The organism is Bartonella vinsonii subsp. vinsonii (genome assembly GCF_902825235.1).
Lineage (GTDB): Bacteria > Pseudomonadota > Alphaproteobacteria > Rhizobiales > Rhizobiaceae > Bartonella > Bartonella vinsonii.
In genome coordinates this window covers 143749-165903 of the sequence record NZ_CADEAJ010000003.1, presented here as the reverse complement: position 1 = coordinate 165903, position 22155 = coordinate 143749, and the positions used below count along the sequence as shown (strand labels likewise).

Here is a 22155-nt window from a genome sequence, read left to right as displayed (position 1 = left end):
TAGCAATGCGTCAACAATTTGTAGAACTATGTTGTGGAATCCATACGCAAAGCGGTTGCTATGATGGCATGATGCTTTTGTCAAGCATTATGATATGGTAGGAACCAGTGTTTAAGGGGGCAACTGCGGTCACTGTACGATCCAGTAGCATTACGTCTGAGTATTTAGGAGCGGCAGACTCCGTAAAGGCTATGCGTACAATATGTGAAGCACGCTTGTGGGAATCAGTGTGCCATTATTGCGTTGTGCACGCAACCCTCTAGCTAGTACTTCATTGGTAAGGCTGTTTTTTGAAGCTGGTTGTAATTATCTGTGTGTTTTTAAAGAGAACGTTAGCACCGATGTATCGCGTGCAGTATCATTTTTTTCTCTATTTGATAGTGTAAGCAGCTTATAATGATGGTAAGGTCTCTTTTACCTTGATGGAAGTTATGGCATTCTTTAAAAATTACATTGATAAAGTTTTTTCGTGACGTTCATAGATGGGGTGATACCATAAGGGCGGGATGTGGTTATTTTTTTTGAGTTAGGGTGTCATGGCTGTGAAAAATGGTAAACAAATAAAAAATAAGGGTTCTAAACCTGTTTCTGGCTTTCTCAAAAATTTACGTGGTGTAAACAATTGGGAGCAAGTTTCTCAGTGGCTTGCTTTCCGTAATGTAGAAGATATTGAGTGTATTACGCCTGATCAAGCAGGTGTACCGCGTGGCAAGATGATGCTTTCTAAAAAATTTACATCAGAAACATCCTTGGCATTGCCTTCAGCCGTTTTTGTGGCAACAATTTCAGGCGATTATCCTGAAGATGGACATGGTTTTGAATATCCCAAAACAGATGGAGATTTACGCCTTGAGCCTGATCTTTCTACGTTAAGCATTGTGCCATGGGAAGATGCGCCTACCGCACAAGTGATTTGTGATCTTGTGTATCAAAACGGGCAGATTGTGGATTATACACCACGCAATGTTTTGCGAACAGTGATTGATTTTTACACAGAAATGGGTCTAAAGCCGGTTGTTTCACCAGAAATCGAGTTTTATTTAGTAGAGAAAAATCCTGATCCTGATTATCCTTTAGTACCTCCAGTTGGTCGTTCTGGACGTTCAATTGGTGGGGGACAGGGCTATTCGATTGCCGGTGTAAATGAATTTGATGAGTTCATTGATGATATTTATCATTTTTCAGAAGCACAAGGGTTGGAAATTGATACGCTCATTCATGAGGAGGGGGCCGGCCAGTTTGAAATCAATTTACGCCATGGTGATCCAATTGAATTAGCTGATCAAGTGTTTATGTTTAAACGCACAATTCGTGAAGCGGCACTTAAGCATAATATGTATGCGACTTTTATGGCCAAGCCCATTCAAGGACAGCCGGGTTCTGCTATGCATATTCACCAATCGATTGTTGATCAGAAGACGGGTATGAACATTTTTACACGAGAAGATGGTGAGGAAAGTGTCTTTTTTCGCCATTTTATTGGTGGATTACAAAGACATATGGCGGGGGGGCTGGTCATGCTGGCTCCTTATGTAAATTCTTATCGACGTCTCATGCCTGATATTTCAGCACCTGTTAATTTGCGATGGGGATATGATAATCGTACCACGGCTTTTCGTGTACCTCGCTCTGCTCCACAAGGACGGCGTGTTGAGAATAGACTCCCTTCGTCAGATGCTAATCCCTATTTAGCTCTTGCAGCTTCTTTGGCTTGCGGTCTCATTGGATTACAGCAAAAGCTTGAACCCGATGAGCCAACAACAAATAATGTCAATACTGATAATATTGAATTACCACGTGGACTCATTGAAGCAGTCAACTTATTCGAACAAGATACAGCGATACGTGCAATTCTAGGAGATGTATTTGTCAGTACTTATGCTGCAATCAAACGACAAGAGTTTGAAACTTTTATGGAAGTGATTAGTCCGTGGGAGCGCGAGTATCTCTTGCTTAATGTTTGAGGTTTATCACGATGATGAATGACAATCCGATTTCTCCGGGAATTTCTTGGTATGAAGATAGTTTAGAAGAACGCCCTTCTTATCCGTTTTTGGATGAACACATACAGTGCGATGTGGTTATTATCGGCGGTGGATTTACAGGGCTTTCAGCAGCGTATCATTTAGCTAAGGCTGGAGTCCATGTTGTTTTGTTTGAAGCTTCACGGTTTGGTGATGGTGCTTCAGGGCGTAATGGTGGGCAATTAGGTACGGGGCAAAGACAATGGGTAGAAACACTGGAAAAAAAATATGGTTTTGAGCGAAGTAAAGTCCTGTTTGATCTCGCTGAAGAAGCCAAAAGAGATATTCTATCTTGGTGTGCGATGTCCGATTGTCAGTGTGACTTTATGGAAGGACATCTTTCCGTTACCCATAAAAAACGTAAACTCACATCTTATCAACGGCATGTAGAAACGATGCAGCGTTATGGCTATCATGGTCTTACTTTTATGGATAAGGATGAAATAGCTAAGCGACTTGGCTCTTCTTTTTATCATGGTGGTATTTATGATGCGAATACGGGTCATATAAATCCTCTAAAGCTTGTTGTTGAGTTAGCAAAAAACGCAAAAAACGCTGGCGCTAAGCTTTATGAGAAGACACAAGTAACTGCAGTAAAACGCGATGGTAGCCATTATAGCGTGCTAACAGAACGGAGCAAAATAAAGGCTGAGCATGTTTTATTGGCGACCAATGGTTATAAACTTGGACTTCAACATTTTATTGAAAAAAATATTTTTTCTATCCGCTCCTATATTGGAGCAACGGAACCATTATCAAAAGACAGTTCGATTCTTCAGGGAGGAGAATCGGTAGATGATTCCCGTTTTATGGTACGCTATTTTCGTAAAAGCATTGATAATCGCCTATTATTTGGTGGAGTAGAAAGTTATGATAATCAGTATCCTGTAAATTTAGATGAACGTATACGACGGCAGATTATTGAAATTTATCCTCATCTACACTCTATAAAGCTGACACATCATTGGGGAGGAACGGTTGCAATCACAGTTGAACGTATGCCTTATGTTCGCCAACTTCTTTCGGGTATAACTTATTGTGGCGGTTATTCAGGACATGGGGTTATACTTGCTCCTTTTATAGGGAAATTATATTCTGAGTGGCTTACAGGGAAACATGAGCGTTTTGCGTTTTTTCAGGATTTAAAGATTTCGTCTTTTCCAGGTGGGAAAGTTCTGCGTTATCCGCTCGTGTTTTTGGCAATGCGCTGGTTTTCTTTAATGGATCATTTGTAACTGGATATTGTTTAAAACGAAGAAAATTAATGGCTTGTTTAAGATCTGTCTGCTTTAATGATTGGAGCTTCTATAAAGTGTTTAAGCTTTTATAATTAAATAGGAAGAGAGACAAGTTCATGGTGAGTCAAATTATTCCAGTCTCTTCCTTTGATTGTATTGTTTTTGGTGGCAATGGCGATTTAACGTCACGCAAACTTATTCCAGCTCTCTATCATTGCCAGTGTGTTGGACAATTGAGTGAGCCAACACGTATTATTGGGGTTTCACGCTCTTCACTGAGTAGTGAAGAATATCAAAATTTTGTTCGTGCTTCTCTAGAAAAACATGTTCATTCAAAAGATCTCAACCAAATTGAACTGAACCGTTTTCTTTCGCGTTTAACCTACATTTCTGTTGATATTACATCAGATCGGGGATGGCAGGATCTTGCTCGAGTTTTGTCAAAAAATCCAGCTGATATTCGGGCTTTTTATTTAGCGATTGGTTCGCACCTTTTTGATGATATCGCGATGAGATTAGGACAAAATGGCTTGGTAACGCCGCAAACACGGATTATTATTGAAAAACCTATTGGCCGTGATGTAAGAACAGCAATTGCACTCAATGATATATTTGCAAGAGTGTTTGAGGAAGATCAAATCTTTCGCATTGATCATTATCTTGGCAAGGAAACAGTTCAAAACTTAATGGCATTGCGGTTTGTCAATACACTCTATGAGCCGTTATGGAATTCCAATTATATTGATCATGTTCAGATAACGGTTGCTGAATCTTTAGGATTGGAAGGGCGTGCAGAATATTATGAAAGTGCGGGTGCACTACGCGATATGGTACAAAACCATATGCTGCAATTGCTCTGTTTGGTTGCTATGGAAATACCATTTACCAATAGAGCAAATGCTGTGCGTGATGAAAAACTGAAAGTCTTACATTCTTTAACACCTCTTGATGTACATAATGTGGAGCAATACACTGTACGTGGGCAGTATCTTTCTGGTATCTTGAATGGTGTTTCTGTAGGCTCTTATCTTGATGATTTAGGGAAAAAAGTCAGTAAGAGCGAAACATTTGTCGCACTTAAGGTTAAGATTAACAATTGGCGTTGGGCAAATACACCTTTTTATTTACGAACCGGTAAACGTATGTCTACACGGATGTCTGAAATTGTTGTCGTTTTTAAACCTATTCCTCATAATATTTTTACTACGAATTTGGATGAAATTTTTTCTAATCGGCTCGTTATTCGTCTCCAGCCTAATGAAGGGGTAAAACAATGGTTGATGATTAAGGATCCAGGTCCTGGTGGTATGCGATTTCGTCATATTCCATTGGACATGAGTTTTGCATCTGCGTTTTCTGAACGTAATCCTGATGCTTATGAACGCCTCTTGATGGATGTTATTCGTGGAGATCAAACACTATTTATGCGTCGAGATGAAGTTGAGGCTGCTTGGTGTTGGATTGATCCTATTCTTGAGGGGTGGCAAGCAATAAAGCAGCCTGTTCATGGATATAATGCTGGTTCGTGGGGGCCATCTGCTTCGACACTTTTGATGGAACGTGATGGGCGTATATGGAACAACTTAGTTTAGAGCAATAAGTGTGTATGGAATGAATATTGACCGTTTAAATTTTGAAACACCGACGACCCTAGCTTTAGCATTAGCTGATCGTGTTGCAGCAGAGCTTAGTGTGGCTGTCCTTGAGCGTAAGCGTGCGATTTTGGCAGTTTCTGGTGGTAAAACACCAGAATTGTTTTTTCATTATTTGTCAAAGGCTGATATTGATTGGCAAAATATTGTCATCACTTTGGTTGATGAACGCTTTGTACCTACTCAGCATGAGCGTTCAAATGAACATAAGGTGCGGCGTCATTTGTTACAAAATTTTGCAGCTAAAGCACATTTTGTAGGACTTTATCATAAAGCAATCACTGTTGAGCTTGCTGCTTTTTCGGCTGCTAGTCGTATCAACACTTTGCCTAAACCATTTGATGTTATTGTTCTAGGAATGGGGGAGGATGGACATACTGCTTCTTTTTTTCCTGATGCTAATCGTTTGAAACAAGCACTTGATCTTCAAACGCAAGCACTTGTTTTACCACTTCATACAAAGAGTGCTCTTGAATCAAGGCTTACGCTTACTTTGCCAGTTATTATACAATCTCGTTGTATTATTCTCCATTTTGAAGGTTTTCAGAAACGCGATTGTTTTGAAGAGGTTTGTCAGGATGGGGATGAAATAGAAATGCCTGTTCGTGCGGTTTTACGCAATGCCCATCATCTTGTTCAGGTTTATTGGTCACCGAATGAAAATGAAATAAGTGAAGTGAAAATGTGATACAGATGTAGAGGATACGCAATCTCTCGTTCATAATGGAAAGCGTAAATAAGGGGGGCATAAAACTATGGCACTTTCTAAGACAATTGCTACGGTTACACGAAAGATTTATGAGCGTTCTCTACCAACACGAGAAATTTATTTAGATCGCATTGCGAAAGCGCAGGAAAATCGCCCCAAGAGAAGTTTTTTAGGATGTGCCAATCAGGCTCACGGGTTTGCAGCCTGTGGTCAAATAGACAAAGAGCGGCTAAAGCGTAATATTGTTAGAAATATTGGTATTATTACCGCGTATAATGATATCCTTTCATCACATCAACCTTTTTCGTCTTTTCCTCACCTCATTAAAGAGGCTGCCCGTATGGTTGGCGGTGTTGCACAAGTGGCAGGCGGTGTACCTGCGATGTGTGATGGTGTAACACAAGGAAATGCGGGAATGGAGCTTTCTCTTTTTTCGCGTGAAGTGATTGCAATGGCGACAGCTATAGGCTTATCACACGAACTGTTTGATGCTGCATTGTATCTTGGGGTTTGTGACAAAATTGTACCTGGTTTAGTAATTGGGGCGCTCACATTTGGTCACTTGCCAGGAATTTTTGTTCCAGCTGGGCCCATGACAAGTGGGCAAGGCAATGATGAAAAAGCCAAGATACGCCAGCTTTACGCAGAAAATAAGATAGATCGCCAAACATTGCTGGAATCAGAAGCACGTTCTTACCATGGACCAGGAACATGTACATTTTATGGGACTGCTAACTCAAATCAAGTAATACTGGAGATGATGGGGCTACATATGCCGGGAAGTTCTTTCATCAATGCGAATACTCCGTTGCGTGATGCTTTAACAAAGGAAGCCACTCAGCGTGTACTTGAAATGACAGCTCTTGGCGATGATTATAGTCCCCTTGGTATGATAATTGATGAACGGTCTTTCGTGAATGCTATTGTAGGATTAAATGCGACAGGAGGATCGACCAACCATGCGATTCATTTGATTGCTATGGCTGCTTCTTGCGGTATTCAATTGACATGGCATGATATTGCAGAAATTTCATCAGTTGTTCCTCTTTTAGCACGGATTTATCCTAATGGTTTAGCTGATATTAATCATTTTCATGCCGCTGGTGGTATGGGATTTGTTATTCGCGAGCTCATTGAGGCAGGGCTTGTGTATGAAGATGTCTGTACAGTTTTTGGTAAAGGCCTCAATGCTTATGCAATTGAAGTAAAGCTTTCCGCTGATGGTAGCGTGATGCGTGTACCTGCTCTCAAGGAAAGTGGTGATCAGAAGGTATTAGTAGGGTGGAAAAAACCCTTTCAACCTGATGGTGGTATTCGTGTTTTATCAGGAGATTTAGGGACAGCTATTATTAAAATTTCCTCTGTTAAATCTGAACATTGGCGAATTGAAGCACCAGTTCTTGTCTTTAATGATCAAGAGGGGTTGCAAAAGGCTTTTAAATCTGGAGCATTGAATGACAAAGACTTTATCGCTGTCATTCGTTATCAAGGGCCAAAAGCCAATGGCATGCCAGAACTTCATAAATTAACGACAATTTTAGGTCTTTTACAAGATCGTGGTCAAAAGGTAGCGTTGATAACGGACGGTCGTATGTCAGGTGCATCAGGGAAAATTCCTGCCGCAATCCATGTGACACCAGAAGCTTTGGAGAGTGGTCCCCTTGCGCGTTTGCAAGATGGTGATATCGTTCGTCTTGATGCGCATGTGGGAGAATTGGCTCTTTTGGAAGATTTGTCAAAATTTAATGCACGAACGATCATACTTCCTGATCTTTCAAAGAATGAATATGGTGTTGGACGTGAACTTTTTCGTGTTTTTCGCCAATCCGTTAATCGTGCAGATCAAGGAGCATCTGTTTTGATAGCATGAGTAAAGGAATATTCATTGCAATAAATATGAAAAATATGCGTAAAATTTCTTAGAATTTGGGTACAGGTAGATTGTGTGCTCGAGCAGCTGCTTTGAGCGTATTAACCATGAGCATGGCAATTGTCATAGGTCCAACTCCTCCTGGAACAGGGGTAATTGCAGCAGCTTTTCCTTTTATTTCTTCAAAATCGACATCACCAACAAGACGTGTCTTTTCTACACCTTTTTCTGGAGCTGCAATGCGGTTAATGCCAACATCAATAATAATGGCACCATTTTTAACCCAGTCTTTTTTAATCATTTTTGGGCGACCTATAGCTGCTACTAAAATATCCGCGCTACGACATACATCATCAAGGTCACGGGTACGACTATGGGCAATTGTTACGGTAGCATTTGCTGCTGTTAAAAGAGCAGCCATAGGTTTTCCTACAATATTAGAGCGTCCAATAACAACGGCATCAAGACCGGATAAATCTCGTCCGCATTGTTGTTCAATCATCATCATAGCGCCTGCTGGTGTACAAGGAATGATAGCGTCCTCAAGGTTATTGGTTGCGAGTTTTCCTACATTGATATAATGGAAGCCATCAACATCTTTTTGGAAAGCAATGGCTTGTGTTATGCGGTTTGTATTAATATGGGCAGGCAGGGGAAGTTGCACTAAAATGCCATGGATTTTAGGGTCAGAATTTAATGCGGCAATGCATTGAAGAAGTTCGTGTTCTTGTGTTTCTTTGGAAATCATATGTTTAATCGAAAGAAAACCACATTCTTCGGCTTTTTTGCTCTTCGATGAGACATAAACCTGACTTGCAGGGTCATCTCCGACAATAATGACAGCAATACCAGGTTGTATATTATAGTGATTGCGGAGTTTTGTTGTTTCAGCCTTAACTTTTACAATAATCTCTTCAGCAAGCTTTTTCCCGTCGATAATATTATTCATTGAGAGAGATCCTTTCAATAGGGCTGTTTATTTTTTTGTAAAGCATTTGTTGACAATACAATAGCGTTTTATAGCAATATTCCTATGAAAACAGTAAGAATGGTACGATAATATTATGTATTTTATAATTTTTGACAGCTTTTCAAATAATCACTTTGTAAAGAAGCAGCAACATTGCTGTTCTCATAAACTTTGGATAAGAACAAGAATAATGAAGTTGTTAAATGAGATAAGATGAAATTTAGGATTATAGGAAGTTTTTTAATGATCATTTAAGTTTGCTTTTAATCTTGTTATAGGAGTGAGAGTGTAGAAGAAGGTTGTGTGCATCAGAATAATAAAATTTTTGAACGGAATTTTTATTACAATTATTTTTTTGTTTGGAATTGGTCTTTTTGTTTTACCTTATCTTGTTTCTACTGATACGATTCATATTCATGTTAGCACAAGATTTGAGTGCGTGGACAGGTTATAATGTGCAATTGCGTGATCCACCACAATTGAATCTTTTTCCTTCCCCTAAAGCACTTCTTTTTGGTGTTATTTTAACATCAAAGATGAATCATGTTGTGCCGTTGATGGAAGCTAAAATCAATTGAAGTCGGTCTTTCTTTGATAGATCTTCTTTCCGGACATGTTTCTTTTCAGAAACACGAATTGTGCGCCCTCAGTTTGTTATGGAAAAGCCCGTTAAAACAGCCGCAGATTTTTTTGATAGGTTTTCACGATCACAAGGTGCATTAGGATTAGCAATACGCAGTGCTCGTGAAATATTGAAGCATAATCCTGACCATCCAGATATAGAGTGTCTTTTAAAGCAACTGTTTGGGCGGATTGTGGTCGAAAATGGTGTTCTTGTGTATCATGATCGTATTTCCAGAGTAGCAGAAAAAATAATGGGTCTAAATGCGACCTTAGATTGGCCTGAATCGACACAGGAAGTAAAATTTCGTGCCGATGCTCGTTGGCGCGGAGAGTTGACAAAATTATCAATTGATGCCGATCAAGCGTTGCTGCTTTTAGCAGGAGGGAAAAGCCAGATTAAGGCAAGTCTCAATTCTGTGCGTGGTGGTGTAACCTTTATAGGGCAGGCACGATTATCTGAATATTATCGTTTTGATGGAAAGGTATCGATGCGTTCTCCTGGTTGGGATCAGACATTGTCTTGGATTGGAGGTAATCAGTTTTGGGGGCATAGATTAAAAGCACCTATTGTATGGGAGTCTGGTTTTTTAGCACAGCCAATGCATATCCAAATGAATAATGTTATATTTACGATGGGTACAGCAAATGCGCGTGGAGCTTTAGAAGTCGATTTTCAGGACTATGTACCAATTGTAATGGGGTCTTTAGCATTTGATAACCTAGATTTTAATGTTTTGGAATCAATGTTTCCTTCGGTTAAAAAACAGGATTCATATCCTTGATAGGGAAATTTTTGATCGTATTGGGGTGGATATACGGCTTTCTTCGTCACAGGCAAAAGTAGGGAAATTCGCACTTACGAATTTAGCTGCTGCGATACAAATAAAAAATGGGCTTGGTATTTTTGATCTTGGACATGCAAATGTTTTTGGTGGTTCATTTCAAAGCAATATTGAAGTTATACCAGCTGAGAAGAAAATGCGTATTAAAGGACGCGTTTCAGGGACTTCTGTTGATATACAAACTGCTACAAAGGCTCTGGGAATGACTCCATTTGTACAGAGCAAAGCAAACTTTACTATGACGGCAGAAACGCTTGGTAGTTCTTGGTCAGAAATCTTTTCGAAGATACAGGGTAAATTAACATTAAATATGTCTTCTGGTCGATTATTAGGATATGATTTGAATGATTTACAGATGAGACTTTCAAAAAATGAGCAATTTCTCTTAATTGGGAACGAAGCCCTTTCAACAGCTTTTGATCTCTGGGATATTCAAACAAGTTTTTCAGACGGTACAATGAAGGGAACAGAATCACTGATGGGGACGGCAGATTGGAGCTTATCCATTTGGGGGACAATTTCATTTGCTGTTATGCAAGATCTCCAAAACGAGTTTAGATTGCTAGCACGGTTGCGAAAAACACATAGCTCAGAAACACTCTGCCAAGATGTCCAATGCCTTGCTAACAGTCTCGTATGTCCTTTTACTTTTTCTCTTAATTCTAAAGAACAAGAACGCGGAATTTTTTTGGTCAAAAAAGGCGTCTATGCAAATTGATCGCTATTTTTCATATTGGGATTGGTGAACATTTTAGAAAAACTGTTAGTCTTATGTCATTATAAAATTTTAGAGATAAGCTGGCTGGAGCTTAGAGCTTATTGAATCTCTGAAGAAATACCATAGCCATCTTCAGTGACGGTAAACTTTCCATCTGCTCCTACAGAGCCTATTCCTACAGTGATAACAACAAAAGCCAGAAGGCTAATAATAGTGATAATTGTGGCTTTTTTAGCAGACATATTTTTCCTCAAACCATGTTGACCTATGACTGAATGCAATGGTGAATAATGTATTTTTATAAAATTTCAGATAAGCAGAATCACTTAGTGACCCATTTGTTCCCACTATTATCTCATAAAGCGAAAAAACTCTATAATTCTTAAATATATTACAGTTCTATAGATATAATTCTCTCTTTTTGTTATATGTTTTTTATCTGCTCGATGATTATAGTTAATTTTGGCACAATTCTATGCGCGTAAATTATAAACTTAAAAGGTTATTTATCCGACAACCACTTGCTTTGAATGAAGTAATCAAGATAGAGGGGGCGCAAGCTTTTTATCTTATACATGTTTTGCGGATGCAAGAAGGCGCTGAAATTTTACTTTTTAATGGACAGGATGGTGAATGGCTTGCTAAATTCATTGACATTAAGAAAAAATTTGTTGTGCTTCAGCTTATTCATCAAGAAAGATTACAAACGACGCATTCGAATCTCATTTACTGCTTTGCTCCACTGAAAAACGCGCGTTTAGATTATATGGTGCAGAAAGCTGTTGAAATGGGGGTATCGATTTTGCAGCCTGTTATAACGCATCACACACAGGTTACGCGTATCAATATGGCGCGTATGAAAGCGAATGTTATTGAAGCTTCCGAGCAGTGTGGTATTTTATCTGTACCTGAATGTGTATCTGCTGTCTCGTTAGCGGAGCTCTTGGCACATTGGGATGAGGTACGACCTTTGTTCTTTTGTGATGAAGCGCACAAACCGCATAATCCATTACATCTTTTAAAAAAGTATGACATGACAACATCTGGTGTTCTCATTGGTCCAGAAGGTGGATTTAGTGAGGAAGAGCGGAACTTATTAAAAAAACATCCATTTGTGATTCCTATATCTTTGGGGCCGCGTGTTTTACGTGCTGACACTGCAGCTGTTGCTGCTTTGGCTCTTCTTAATGTTACCGTGGGGGATTGGTCAATTAGTTGAGAAGTTCGTAGAATCATTCTAAATGATTCATTTAAAATAATGGAACTGATGATAGGATATAATAAGTTATGGCGCTTGATATAACGGATGAAAGTGAAATTTATAACTTAGATTCCTTGGTTAGCTATTTCCAAGGGGGGTGTAAAGCAGAGCATGATTGGCGTATTGGTACGGAACATGAAAAATTTCCGTTTTATATAGATGGTTTTCGGCCTGTTCCCTATGAAGGTTCTAAAGGGATTCGCGCACTTCTAGAGGGAATGCAAGAAGCTTTAGGATGGCAGCCTGTTGTGGATGAGGGAAATATTATTGGGCTGATAGGATCAGTTGGTCAAGGCGCCATTTCTTTAGAACCTGGGGGACAATTTGAATTATCTGGTGCACCACTGAAAACCATTGGTCACACTTATTGCGAGGTGACGGAGCATTTAGCTCTTCTCAAAAAAATTTCAGGACCATTGGGAATTGGTTTTCTTGGTATGGGGGCTAGTCCAAAGTGGACTTTAGCTGAAACGCCGCGAATGCCTAAGTCACGTTATCAGATTATGACAAATTATATGCCAAAAGTTGGTCATAGTGGACTTGATATGATGTATCGCACATCAACGGTTCAAGTGAATCTTGATTTTTCATCTGAAATTGATATGCGGCGAAAAATGCAAGTATCAATGAAACTACAGTCTATTGCGACAGCCTTATTTGCTAGTTCACCTTTTACAGAGGGAAAACCTAACGGCTTTTTGTCTTGGCGCTCTGAAATTTGGCGTGATACTGATAATCAGAGGTCTGGAGTCCTTCCTTTTGTATTTTCTGAGCGTTTTGGTTTTGCGGATTATGTGGAATGGGCACTTGATGTTCCCATGTATTTTGTCGTGCGCGACGGTCGTTATTATGATTGTACACATATAACTTTTCGTCAGTTTATGAAGGGAGCATTAAGAGGGGAAGTTACGAATTCAATCCCCAATATGGGAGATTGGATTAATCATCTCTCAACTTTGTTTCCCGAAGTGCGCTTAAAACGATTTTTAGAAATGAGAGGTGCTGATTGCGGTTCTTGGAAGCATATCTGTGCGTTGTCGGCTTTTTGGGTTGGACTTCTTTATGACAGTGAAGCATTGAATGAAGCAGAGGCTTTGACAAAAGATTGGTGTTTTGAAGAAGTTCTGGATATGCGCAGACGTGTTCCTAAAGAAGGATTAAGAACACCTTTTCGTCAGACCATAATTTTAGAAATAGCTCGTCAGACTGTTGCTATTTCACGCAAGGGTTTAAAAAATCGCAGACAGTATGATGCGGATGGTTTAGATGAGACAAATTTTTTGGTTCCTTTAGAAGAGGTGATTGCAATGGGCCAAACAAATGCCGATAGGTTTTTGTCTCTTTATCATTCTATTTGGAATGAGACTGTGGAACCTATATTTTTAGAATGCGCCTATTAATTTTTTTAACAAAAACTCTCTTTTATTATATTGAATAATATATACAGTACATAACGTCTTGTGTTTCAAGATGATGTCATGAATTCAAAAATTTTTGCGTTTATATTTTTTGTTATTGAAAAGAGCTATTTTATAACAACAGAGAATTCATCATAGAGATTTCAATAACAGAAAACAGAATTCTACCAAGAATTGGAAAAAGAGAGGCTATTTCAAATGAGATAGGACGTATTAAAAGAGATCATAATCAAAGCAGTTAAGGGGATATTGGTAATAAAATTAGCAAAACCTCCTTGGTATTGTCTTTTAGAAAAACAAGTCATGAGATTGTTTAGCAGTCTATTTATGATTGATAGAAAAGATTTTATTGCTTTAAAGAGAGAGAATGGTGAAATATCATTCAAATGATAAGGTCTATTGAAAATACTCTTTTAGTGTTAAAGTGTAAAAGAGAGCCGTCGTTATTTTATTTCCGATAACAAATATTTTATTTGCAAAGAGAATTTTATAAAAATGGATAAGTAAGTTTATTTGATTTTTTATCTCCTTTAAAGAGTTATTAATAGAAAAAAAATTCTCTTCTAACCTATAAATTAAAAAAATAATGATTTTGTAAAAGCGTTGCAAGCTTTATATTCCATTTTCGAATATCAGGCATTGATTTTGAGCTATACAGATTATTCAATATCAAGCATAACAATAGTGGACATAAACAATGGCATTTAATTTTTTCATCAATTTATTTCTATTTGTTATTTTTTTGTTATGGCTTACTCAAATTAATAGGATGAAATGGAGCCTTTCACTCCGTGTTATGCTGGGACTTGTCTTTGGCATGATTTTTGGCAGTGTTTTACAGATTGTTTATGGAGAAGGCGAAGCCACTTTATTGAAATCCGTTGAATGGTTTAACATTGTTGGTAATGGCTATATCTTATTACTACAAATGATTGTTATGCCATTGGTTTTTGTCTCTATCGTCTCAGCGGTTGCTCATTTACATTCTGTTTATGCTGTTGGTAAAATGAGCACAATGACCATTTCAATATTGCTTTTTACAACTGCTCTTTCAGCACTTGTCGGTATTTTTGTGGTTAATTTCTTTGGATTAACAGCGAATGGTTTGGTACATGAAGGGCAAAAAGTTTCAGCTCTTCTCGATGATCGTATTGCCCAACTTGGAGATATGAATGTTCCAAAGATGATTTTATCCTTGATTCCTAAAAATCCATTTGCTGAATTAAGTGGAGCCAAGCGTACCTCAATTATCAGTGTTGTTATTTTTGCATCCTTTTTAGGAGCTGCAGGTCTTCTTTTAAAGAAAGATGATCCAGAAAAGGGAGAAAAAGCGCTTTTATTCATTCAAGTGGCACAAGCTTGGATTTCGCGGTTAGTCCGTATTGTAATTGCTTTGACACCTTATGGTATTTTTGCCCTTATGACGAAGGTTGGAGCAACCTCACATATTGCAGATATTTTAGATTTATTTGTTTTTATCATCGCTTCCTATGTTGGAATTCTCCTTATGTTTGGAATTCATGCTGTGTTGCTTAGTATATCAGGAATTAATCCTTTTCGTTTTTTCAAAAAGGTTTTGCCTGTTTTGACATTTGCTTTTAGTAGTCGTTCCAGTGCGGCAAGTATTCCTTTGAATATTGAGGCTCAAACGCAATGGATTGGTGTACCGCAGTCAATTGCGAGTTTTGCAGCCTCTTTTGGGGCAACAATTGGACAAAATGGTTGTGCAGGCCTTTATCCAGCGATGCTTGCGACTATGATAGCACCTTCTGTGGGTATTAACCCCCTTGATCCTATTTGGATTGCTACTCTTGTTGGTGTTGTAACACTGAGTTCTATTGGTGTTGCTGGTGTTGGTGGTGGAGCTATTTTTGCTGCATTGATCGTGTTGCCAGTTATGGGGCTTCCTGTTTCTTTGGTTGCTGTTCTTATGTCTATCGAACCCTTAATTGATATGGGGCGTACAGCTCTCAATGTCAGTGATTCAATGTTGGCAGGAACTATAACCAGTCAAATGTTACGGACAACGGATAGAAGCATTTTTGAAAAATAATTTTCCATATTGAGGCTATGGTTTTTGGGGGTGTTTTACTAAAGCATCTGCAAGAGATATTTGTGCCGAGCCAGGTTGGAGAGGTTTTTGCTGATTTGGGTGAGGTGACCAACCAGAGAGCCAGATGAAAGAAAAATGCGCGCGAATGCGTCCATCAGAATCACTAAATCGTTGTGCATAGATTTCAGCTGCGCGGAGAAAGAAGCGCTTGGATACAGGGCGTCGTGAGCGATTGATAAGCGCATTTTGCATTCCCATAGCTTTAAGATCATCTATAAGGTCAAACATTGTATTGTAACGTATTGTGATATTTTCAATGTCTGCTACAGGGAGAGCAAAACCAACACGTTGTAAAAGAGTTCCTACATCACGAATATCAGCAAAAGGATAAATTCTAGGGCTTGCACCACCATAGATTTCCATTTCAGCTTGTAATAAGCATTCACGTAATTCTACAAGTGTACCCGCTCCCGCCATAACAGCCAGAAATAAACCATCTGGTTTAAGGGTGTTTTTTATCTGACGAAGAACACCAGGGGTATCATTGGTCAATTGTAATGAAAGAAGTGAAACGATAAGGTCACAATAATTTTGAGGAAAGTCGAGAAATTCTCGAGGGCGTAAATGAAATTTTTTATCATGGCTTTGATAAAGAATGTCCGTTTCAACGCGTTCTATGGAATGGACTTTTCCCGATTGCAAGAGAGCTTGCGCTGCAAGATCTGTATGACTGTGTAAATCAAGAGCTAATGTAAAGAGACGATCAACGGTACTGAGACGTTTACAAAGATCCTCAGCTATGTAGGACAATAAAAAGTCACACCCTTTTTTTGCTTTTTTAAAAGCGCGTTTGCGGAATTGTTCAATCCGGTCATGATCAAAAATTAAAGGATATGGCATATAGGTAAGGTCTTTCGATCTATGATTAAAAGTCTATTTTGCAAAGGTTCATTTTTGTGCAAGCCCTGTCAAGCTTATGATGTAAAAGAACAACAAATTTATAAAAAGTAAGGGTTTTTAAAGGAATTAAAATTAAAAAATATAAAAGATTTTTTTGTGCAGGGAAGCTGTAAAAGCTTCAATTAATGATGTTATGCTTTCAAGGAATAGCTTTAAATAGCGGAAATATATTAAGCAAGTTTATTGAGCGTTTTCTAACAATTTTGTATCCGCCGATTTGTTTTGGATGTAAGCAAAGCGTTTCTGCTTATGGTACGATTTGCTCTGTGTGTTGGAAAGATCTTCAATTTATTACAAAACCTTATTGTCCTGTTATGGGGATCCCTTTTGTTTGTGATATGGGGGATGGTTTTCTCAGTGGTGAAGCTCTTCAAAATTCTCTTCCTTTTTCGCGTGTTCGCTCGGCTATTGTTCATAAGGGGGTGGCGCAAACTTTGGTAACGCGATTGAAATATGGTGATCATATAGAACTCGCATCTTTTATGGCGAATTGGATGGCGTTTGCTGGGCGTGAGATTATTAATGATTGTGATGTTATTATTTCCGTTCCTTTGCATTTCCGTCGTTTTTTGAAGCGGCGTTATAATCAATCTGCTGAGCTTGCTCGTTATATTGCACGCACACAGAAAAAAATTTTTAAGCCCGGCTGGCTTGTGCGTTGTCGACATACTTGTCCACAAGTTAGTTTATCTGCTAGGGAACGAAAATTAAATGTACTGAATGCTTTTGAGGTGCCGCGTAAAGTTAAAAAATATCTAAAGGGGCGTTCTATTTTGTTGATTGATGATGTTTTCACAACCGGTGCGACAGTTACAGCTGCGGCTGCGACATTAAAACGTGCAGGTGCGCGACAGGTTGATGTGTTAACATTTTCGCGTGTGCTAAAAGAGGCTTCTATGTTTCCGAGCTCTTGAGAGAAACTTAAAGTTGATACTATTTTGAAATGATTGGAGAATAACTATGAAAGAGATAATACTTTATACACGTCCTAACTGTCCTTACTGTACGAAAGCACGTGATTTGCTTGATAAAAAAGGAGTAAAATATACAGATATTGATGCATCAACTTCTCTTCGCCAAGAAATGGTGCAGCGAGCAAATGGGCGTAATACATTTCCACAGATTTTCATAGGTGATTATCATGTTGGTGGTTGTGATGATCTTTACGCTTTAGAAAATGAAGGGAAGCTCAATTCTTTGTTGCAAGACGTATAATTATTGTAGATTATATTCGCTTAAGACTTTTTTGCGAGAAGCATATAGTTGACGCCCATATCTTTTGAGCGATTCCAGCTGTCGTTTAATGGATTATAAGTAATACCGACTTGATCAATGACAGTCAGAGCGTTTTTTGATAAAAGCTTTTTAAGTTCCTGAGGTTTTAAAAACTTTTTATAGTCATGGGTTCCTTTTGGAAGCCAGCGTAAAATATATTCAGCACCTACAATAGCGAATCCCCATGCTTTCCATGTACGGTTGAGTGTTGAGACAAACATCAATCCTTGTGGTTTGAGGAGTTTTGCTGTGGCTCCCATGAAGAAGTTAACATCAGCCACATGCTCAACAACTTCCATATTGAGGATGATATCAAATTGCTCTTCTTCATTGGCCAGTGCTTCTGCAGTCGTTGTGCGGTAATCAATAGAAAGGCCATTTTGGGCGGCATGGGTTTTTGCGACTTCAATATTCGTTTGTGCAGCATCAGCTCCTACAACCGTAGCGCCAAGACGTGCCATTGGTTCACATAACAAACCACCTCCACAGCCAATATCAAGAATTTTTAAATTTTCGAAGGGTGTCAGTGAGACAGGATCGCGATTAAATTCTAAACAGATTTTTTCTCTAATGTAAGCAAGACGTGTTGGATTAAACTGATGAAGTGGGCGAAATTTTCCTTGCGGGTCCCACCATTCAGAAGCAATATGTGAGAAGTGATCAATTTCATTCTGATCAATTGTGGTACGTGTTTCATCTATCATATCGCTTCCCTTGTATTTTAAATTCTCAAGTCAGATAGGTTTTATCTAAAGTCAAGAGAAAATAATATAAATATAACTAAACTTGCACAAATGGTAGATATTCTATATGTGAAAAAATGGTTTGTTGATATGGGAGTAAGTTCTTATTCTCATTGTCACTTGAGATAAGAAATGTAAAGGTAAGAGTGTTATTGATGGCGCGCATTGTCATGAAATTTGGCGGAACATCTGTGGCAGACATTGAATGTATTCAGAATGTTGCACGGCATGTTAAAAGAGAGGTGGATGCAGGCAATGAGGTTGCGGTTATAGTATCCGCGATGGCTGGAAAAACCAATGAGCTTATTCAGTGGACATGTGATGCTTCACCAATACAGAGAGATGCTTATGAATATGATGTTGTTGTTGCTTCTGGTGAGCAGGTAACAGCAGGTTTGTTGGCTCTTACACTCCAAGCAATGGGAGTCAATGCACGTTCATGGCTTGGTTGGCAAATACCTATTCACACGGATAGTGCGCATAGTCGTGCGCGTATTACAGATATTGATGGATCTTTTTTGATACAGCGTTTTCAGGAAGGTCAAGTAGCAGTTATTGCTGGTTTTCAGGGGTTAGCTCCGGATAATCGGATTTCCACCTTAGGGCGTGGGGGATCAGATACGAGTGCTGTTGCTATAGCGGCGGCGATACAAGCTGATCGCTGCGATATTTATACAGATGTGGATGGTGTTTATACAACGGATCCGCGTATAGAACCTAAGGCACGTCGTTTACCAAAAGTTGCTTTTGAAGAAATGTTGGAAATGGCTTCTCTTGGGGCGAAAGTTTTACAGGTGCGTTCTGTTGAATTGGCAATGGTTCACAAAGTTCGTACCTTCGTGCGCTCAAGTTTTGAAGATCCCGATGCGTTAGGCATGGGTGATCTCATGAATTCTTCTGGAACACTTATTTGCGATGAGGATGAAATTGTGGAACAACAAAATGTTACTGGTATTGCTTTTGCTAAGGATGAAGCGCAAATTTCTCTTCGTAGACTTGCTGATCGTCCAGGGATCTCCGCAGCAATTTTTGGTCCTTTAGCTGAAGAACAAATTAATGTCGATATGATTGTGCAAAATATTTCTGAAGACGGCTCAAAAACTGATATGACTTTTACTGTACCGTCAGGGGATGTAGAGAAGGCCGTTGCACTTCTTGAGAAAAATCGCAAAGAGATTGGATTTGATGTTATCCAATTTGAAAGCGATCTTGCCAAGGTATCGGTTATTGGGATTGGAATGCGCAGTCATGCAGGTGTTGCGGCTACAGCATTTCAGGCTTTGGCTGAAAAAGGTATTAATATTCAAGCAATCACGACTTCCGAGATTAAGATTTCTATTTTGATTGATAGTGCTTATACTGAACTTGCAGTCAGAACATTACATGCTGTTTATGGGCTTGATAAAGTTTAAGTATGTTCTAACAAGCTTTCCAAGTAATATGAAGTACTCATATATAGAGAGAGGGGAAATGAAGGACTCCTTATATGAGTGTTTGTGAGAGAAAAGTACGCTATTTGTTCAGATATGTCTGTTAGAGAAATCTTTGTGAAAGCTGAGTTAGATTATAGAGTTCATAGATTTTATTATTCACGCAATGGTAATATAGATTCGATGAAATATATTCCATCTATGTTTGCTTTTCTCAAATGATTGTTGAGAATTTTCCGTATTTCTTGCAGATTTAATCTTATTCTTATTTGAGGGGAAATAAATATCTCAAGGGTTTGTGCCGCAATTGCTCATAGAGAAATACTTCAATTGAGGGAATACGCCAAGCTTTTTTGCATACAGAATTTATCGCTCTTAATTTGTCTTCTCTTGCCCTTGGATAAGAGATTATTGACATCAAGCGTAGTAAAAAAATCCTCTTATTCTTCAATAAACAAAATAATATGTGTTATATTGTTGGAGATCAGAAGTTTGCACAGTTATAGTAAGAGTAAATTGAGACACTTGAAATTTCCATCTACGATTTTAATACAAACAGTTACAGGGAACAATTTGTTCTATATTTTCTGCCTGTTCATTATCTGGCAACACATTATGCATGTACATTGATCGGTCAAGATTTCAATGTTTCAATCATGTGAAGACATATTTTAACATGCAAAATCACGCGTTCGTTTTGTTTAAGTTTCTTTCATAAAATTTATCAGTGGAATGAAATAGGTTTTAGGGAGTGAGCTTTTTTCACTTATTTATCAATAAAGAGATAAAGTATTTCCATTAATTTGTCTCTATAATTATAAATGAACGGTGCACAACAAATAAACTAAATCATTTTTCTTAAAGTTCGCATAAAAACGTATTGTTACTTGGTTTATTGCGAACTATGGGGATTTTTTTTGCTGCGTTTGATGTAAATCACTCCATATCCAAGACCGACAAGAGCAGATAAACCTGATCCACAAAGGACACCAATTTTTGCAGAATCAAGTAGGATAATATCTTTAAAAGCAAGCATTGAAACAAAGATAGACATCGTAAAGCCAATTCCCGCTAAAAATCCAATGAGCAAAATACCTGTCCATGTCATATGAGGAGGCAGGCGGCATAACCCTGATTTTACAGCTAGATAGCTAGCAGCAATAATTCCCAAAGGTTTTCCAACAAAGAGACCAATGACAACACCAAGCACGATTAAGAATGATTCATAAGAAGAAAGATCGAAGCTTGCAAAACTAACACCAGCATTTGCAAAAGCAAAAATTGGCATCACACCGTAGGCAACCCACGGATGCAATGCTTTCTGAACACGCGTTACTGGCGCAATCATATCACGTTGTCCTTTGCGCATCTTTTTTAATGCAGTTGAGATATGATGTAGATCTGTTTTTGTATCTTTTTCTTGGAGAACTTGCATTGCGTTGCTTAACATGGTGAGCGGAGCTACCAGAGTACGGGTAGGAAAAACGGGAGTCATCATGCCTAAAATCACACCAGCAAGTGATGGATGAACACCTGTTGCCATTAAGCCCCACCAGATGATTGCGCCAGGTAGAATGTAAAGCCATGCCGAAGCGAGCCCAATCCATTGAAAAAATAACACTAAAGCAATACCTGCTGCTGCAATAAAGAGACCACTCGGATCAATATCCGTTGAGTAGAAGAAAGCAATAATAAGAACAGCAATAATATCATCAATAATTGCTAAAGATAAAAGAATGATATGCAGATTAGAAGGAATTTTTTTTCCAAGAAGAGCCAGAATTCCGAGCGCAAAGGCAATATCTGTAGCTGTTGGTACCGCCCAACCATGCGTATGTCCCCCCTTAAAGTTAAAACTGAGATAAATAATTGCAGGAAGACAAACTCCACCTATTGCCGCAACAATTGGCAAAACTGCTTGTTTAAAATCGGCAAGAGCACCTTCATGAATTTCGCGTCGGATTTCCATTCCCGCAACAAGAAAGAAAATAGTCATGAGAGCATCATTAACCCAGAAATGTAAATCCCAGGAGAGGGTAAAATGACCAAAGTTAAAGCCAAAGGGTGTATGCCAGAAGGATTCATAGAGAGAAGCATATTGAGAATTGGCAAAAATGAGTGCGGCGGCGGCGGCTAATAAAAGGACAATACCGCTGAGAGCTTCAATATGAAGAAAGCGCTCAATAGCGGAAAGCGCTTGATTTGTGACACGAGACGCGCGATTAGGCAAACGATTTGAAGATAAATCAGACATGAACAACTCCAAGTGTCGACGATTTTACCAATGATATTTTTTATATAAACTACTCTGTATGATGTTTTTTATATCATACAAAAGAAAAAAGGGGAATAAAGCTCTTAATTTACA

Annotated in this window: 16 protein-coding genes and 1 pseudogene; 12 read left to right on the top strand and 5 right to left on the bottom strand. The window is 38.7% G+C overall.

The window, feature by feature from the left end:
- The first annotated feature begins 536 nt into the window (after nt 1-536).
- The 5 genes from J7R12_RS04125 to edd all read left to right on the top strand — a co-directional run bounded on the left by J7R12_RS04125 (nt 537) and on the right by edd (nt 7493).
- On the top strand, nt 537-1964 hold the full coding sequence (locus J7R12_RS04125) for a glutamine synthetase family protein (protein WP_126602700.1): 1428 nt from the start codon (nt 537-539) through the stop codon (nt 1962-1964).
- A gap of 11 nt (nt 1965-1975) precedes the next feature.
- Nucleotides 1976-3259 (top strand): NAD(P)/FAD-dependent oxidoreductase, encoded by a 1284-nt coding sequence (locus tag J7R12_RS04120; protein ID WP_126602701.1) that lies wholly within the window; start codon nt 1976-1978, stop codon nt 3257-3259.
- A 119-nt stretch (nt 3260-3378) separates the two neighbouring features.
- Nucleotides 3379-4854, top strand: coding sequence for a glucose-6-phosphate dehydrogenase (gene zwf / locus J7R12_RS04115; protein ID WP_126602702.1), 1476 nt, complete (start codon nt 3379-3381; stop codon nt 4852-4854).
- A gap of 10 nt (nt 4855-4864) precedes the next feature.
- Entirely contained in the window at nt 4865-5602 is a 738-nt protein-coding gene (gene pgl, locus J7R12_RS04110) for a 6-phosphogluconolactonase (RefSeq protein ID WP_126602703.1), read from the top strand.
- Between the two features lie 67 nt (nt 5603-5669).
- Nucleotides 5670-7493 carry a phosphogluconate dehydratase gene (edd, locus tag J7R12_RS04105; RefSeq protein WP_126602704.1) on the top strand — a complete coding sequence of 608 codons (1824 nt, stop codon included), beginning with the start codon at nt 5670-5672 and terminating at the stop codon, nt 7491-7493.
- 49 nt (nt 7494-7542) lie between these two features.
- Here the strand turns inward: edd and folD are convergent, their stop codons facing one another.
- Nucleotides 7543-8442, bottom strand: a complete 900-nt coding sequence (gene folD / locus J7R12_RS04100; RefSeq protein WP_126602706.1) for a bifunctional methylenetetrahydrofolate dehydrogenase/methenyltetrahydrofolate cyclohydrolase FolD — start codon at nt 8440-8442, stop codon at nt 7543-7545.
- Nucleotides 8443-8764: 322 nt separating this feature from the next.
- Between folD and J7R12_RS04095 the strand changes: the two are divergent.
- Nucleotides 8765-10647 (top strand): annotated as a pseudogene (locus J7R12_RS04095) (AsmA family protein).
- Between the two features lie 98 nt (nt 10648-10745).
- Here the strand turns inward: J7R12_RS04095 and J7R12_RS04090 are convergent.
- Entirely contained in the window at nt 10746-10889 is a 144-nt protein-coding gene (locus J7R12_RS04090) for a hypothetical protein (RefSeq protein WP_164713722.1), read from the bottom strand.
- Between the two features lie 233 nt (nt 10890-11122).
- Between J7R12_RS04090 and J7R12_RS04085 the strand changes: the two genes are divergently transcribed.
- The 3 genes from J7R12_RS04085 to J7R12_RS04075 all read left to right on the top strand — a co-directional run bounded on the left by J7R12_RS04085 (nt 11123) and on the right by J7R12_RS04075 (nt 15379).
- On the top strand, nt 11123-11866 hold the full coding sequence (locus J7R12_RS04085) for a 16S rRNA (uracil(1498)-N(3))-methyltransferase (RefSeq protein ID WP_126602709.1): 744 nt from the start codon (nt 11123-11125) through the stop codon (nt 11864-11866).
- Between the two features lie 68 nt (nt 11867-11934).
- Entirely contained in the window at nt 11935-13308 is a 1374-nt protein-coding gene (locus J7R12_RS04080; protein ID WP_126602711.1) for a glutamate--cysteine ligase, read from the top strand.
- Nucleotides 13309-14023: 715 nt separating this feature from the next.
- Complete coding sequence (locus tag J7R12_RS04075; RefSeq protein ID WP_126602713.1) at nt 14024-15379, top strand: L-cystine transporter; 1356 nt, start codon at nt 14024-14026, stop codon at nt 15377-15379.
- 15 nt (nt 15380-15394) lie between these two features.
- Here the strand turns inward: J7R12_RS04075 and J7R12_RS04070 are convergent, their stop codons facing one another.
- Nucleotides 15395-16279 (bottom strand): methyltransferase domain-containing protein, encoded by an 885-nt coding sequence (locus J7R12_RS04070; RefSeq protein ID WP_126602715.1) that lies wholly within the window; start codon nt 16277-16279, stop codon nt 15395-15397.
- 188 nt (nt 16280-16467) lie between these two features.
- Between J7R12_RS04070 and J7R12_RS04065 the strand changes: the two genes are divergently transcribed.
- Nucleotides 16468-17253 carry a ComF family protein gene (locus J7R12_RS04065; protein ID WP_126604016.1) on the top strand — a complete coding sequence of 262 codons (786 nt, stop codon included), beginning with the start codon at nt 16468-16470 and terminating at the stop codon, nt 17251-17253.
- A gap of 46 nt (nt 17254-17299) precedes the next feature.
- Complete coding sequence (grxC, locus tag J7R12_RS04060) at nt 17300-17554, top strand: glutaredoxin 3 (protein ID WP_126602717.1); 255 nt, start codon at nt 17300-17302, stop codon at nt 17552-17554.
- A 20-nt stretch (nt 17555-17574) separates the two neighbouring features.
- Here grxC and ubiG read toward each other — a convergent pair whose 3' ends face one another.
- Nucleotides 17575-18318 carry a bifunctional 2-polyprenyl-6-hydroxyphenol methylase/3-demethylubiquinol 3-O-methyltransferase UbiG gene (gene ubiG / locus J7R12_RS04055; protein WP_126602719.1) on the bottom strand — a complete coding sequence of 248 codons (744 nt, stop codon included), beginning with the start codon at nt 18316-18318 and terminating at the stop codon, nt 17575-17577.
- Between the two features lie 194 nt (nt 18319-18512).
- Here ubiG and J7R12_RS04050 point away from each other — a divergent pair, with 194 nt between their 5' ends.
- Nucleotides 18513-19769 (top strand): aspartate kinase, encoded by a 1257-nt coding sequence (locus J7R12_RS04050; RefSeq protein ID WP_126602721.1) that lies wholly within the window; start codon nt 18513-18515, stop codon nt 19767-19769.
- 910 nt (nt 19770-20679) lie between these two features.
- Here J7R12_RS04050 and nhaA read toward each other — a convergent pair.
- Nucleotides 20680-22041, bottom strand: coding sequence for a Na+/H+ antiporter NhaA (nhaA, locus tag J7R12_RS04045; RefSeq protein ID WP_126602723.1), 1362 nt, complete (start codon nt 22039-22041; stop codon nt 20680-20682).
- Between the last annotated feature and the right edge of the window lie 114 nt (nt 22042-22155).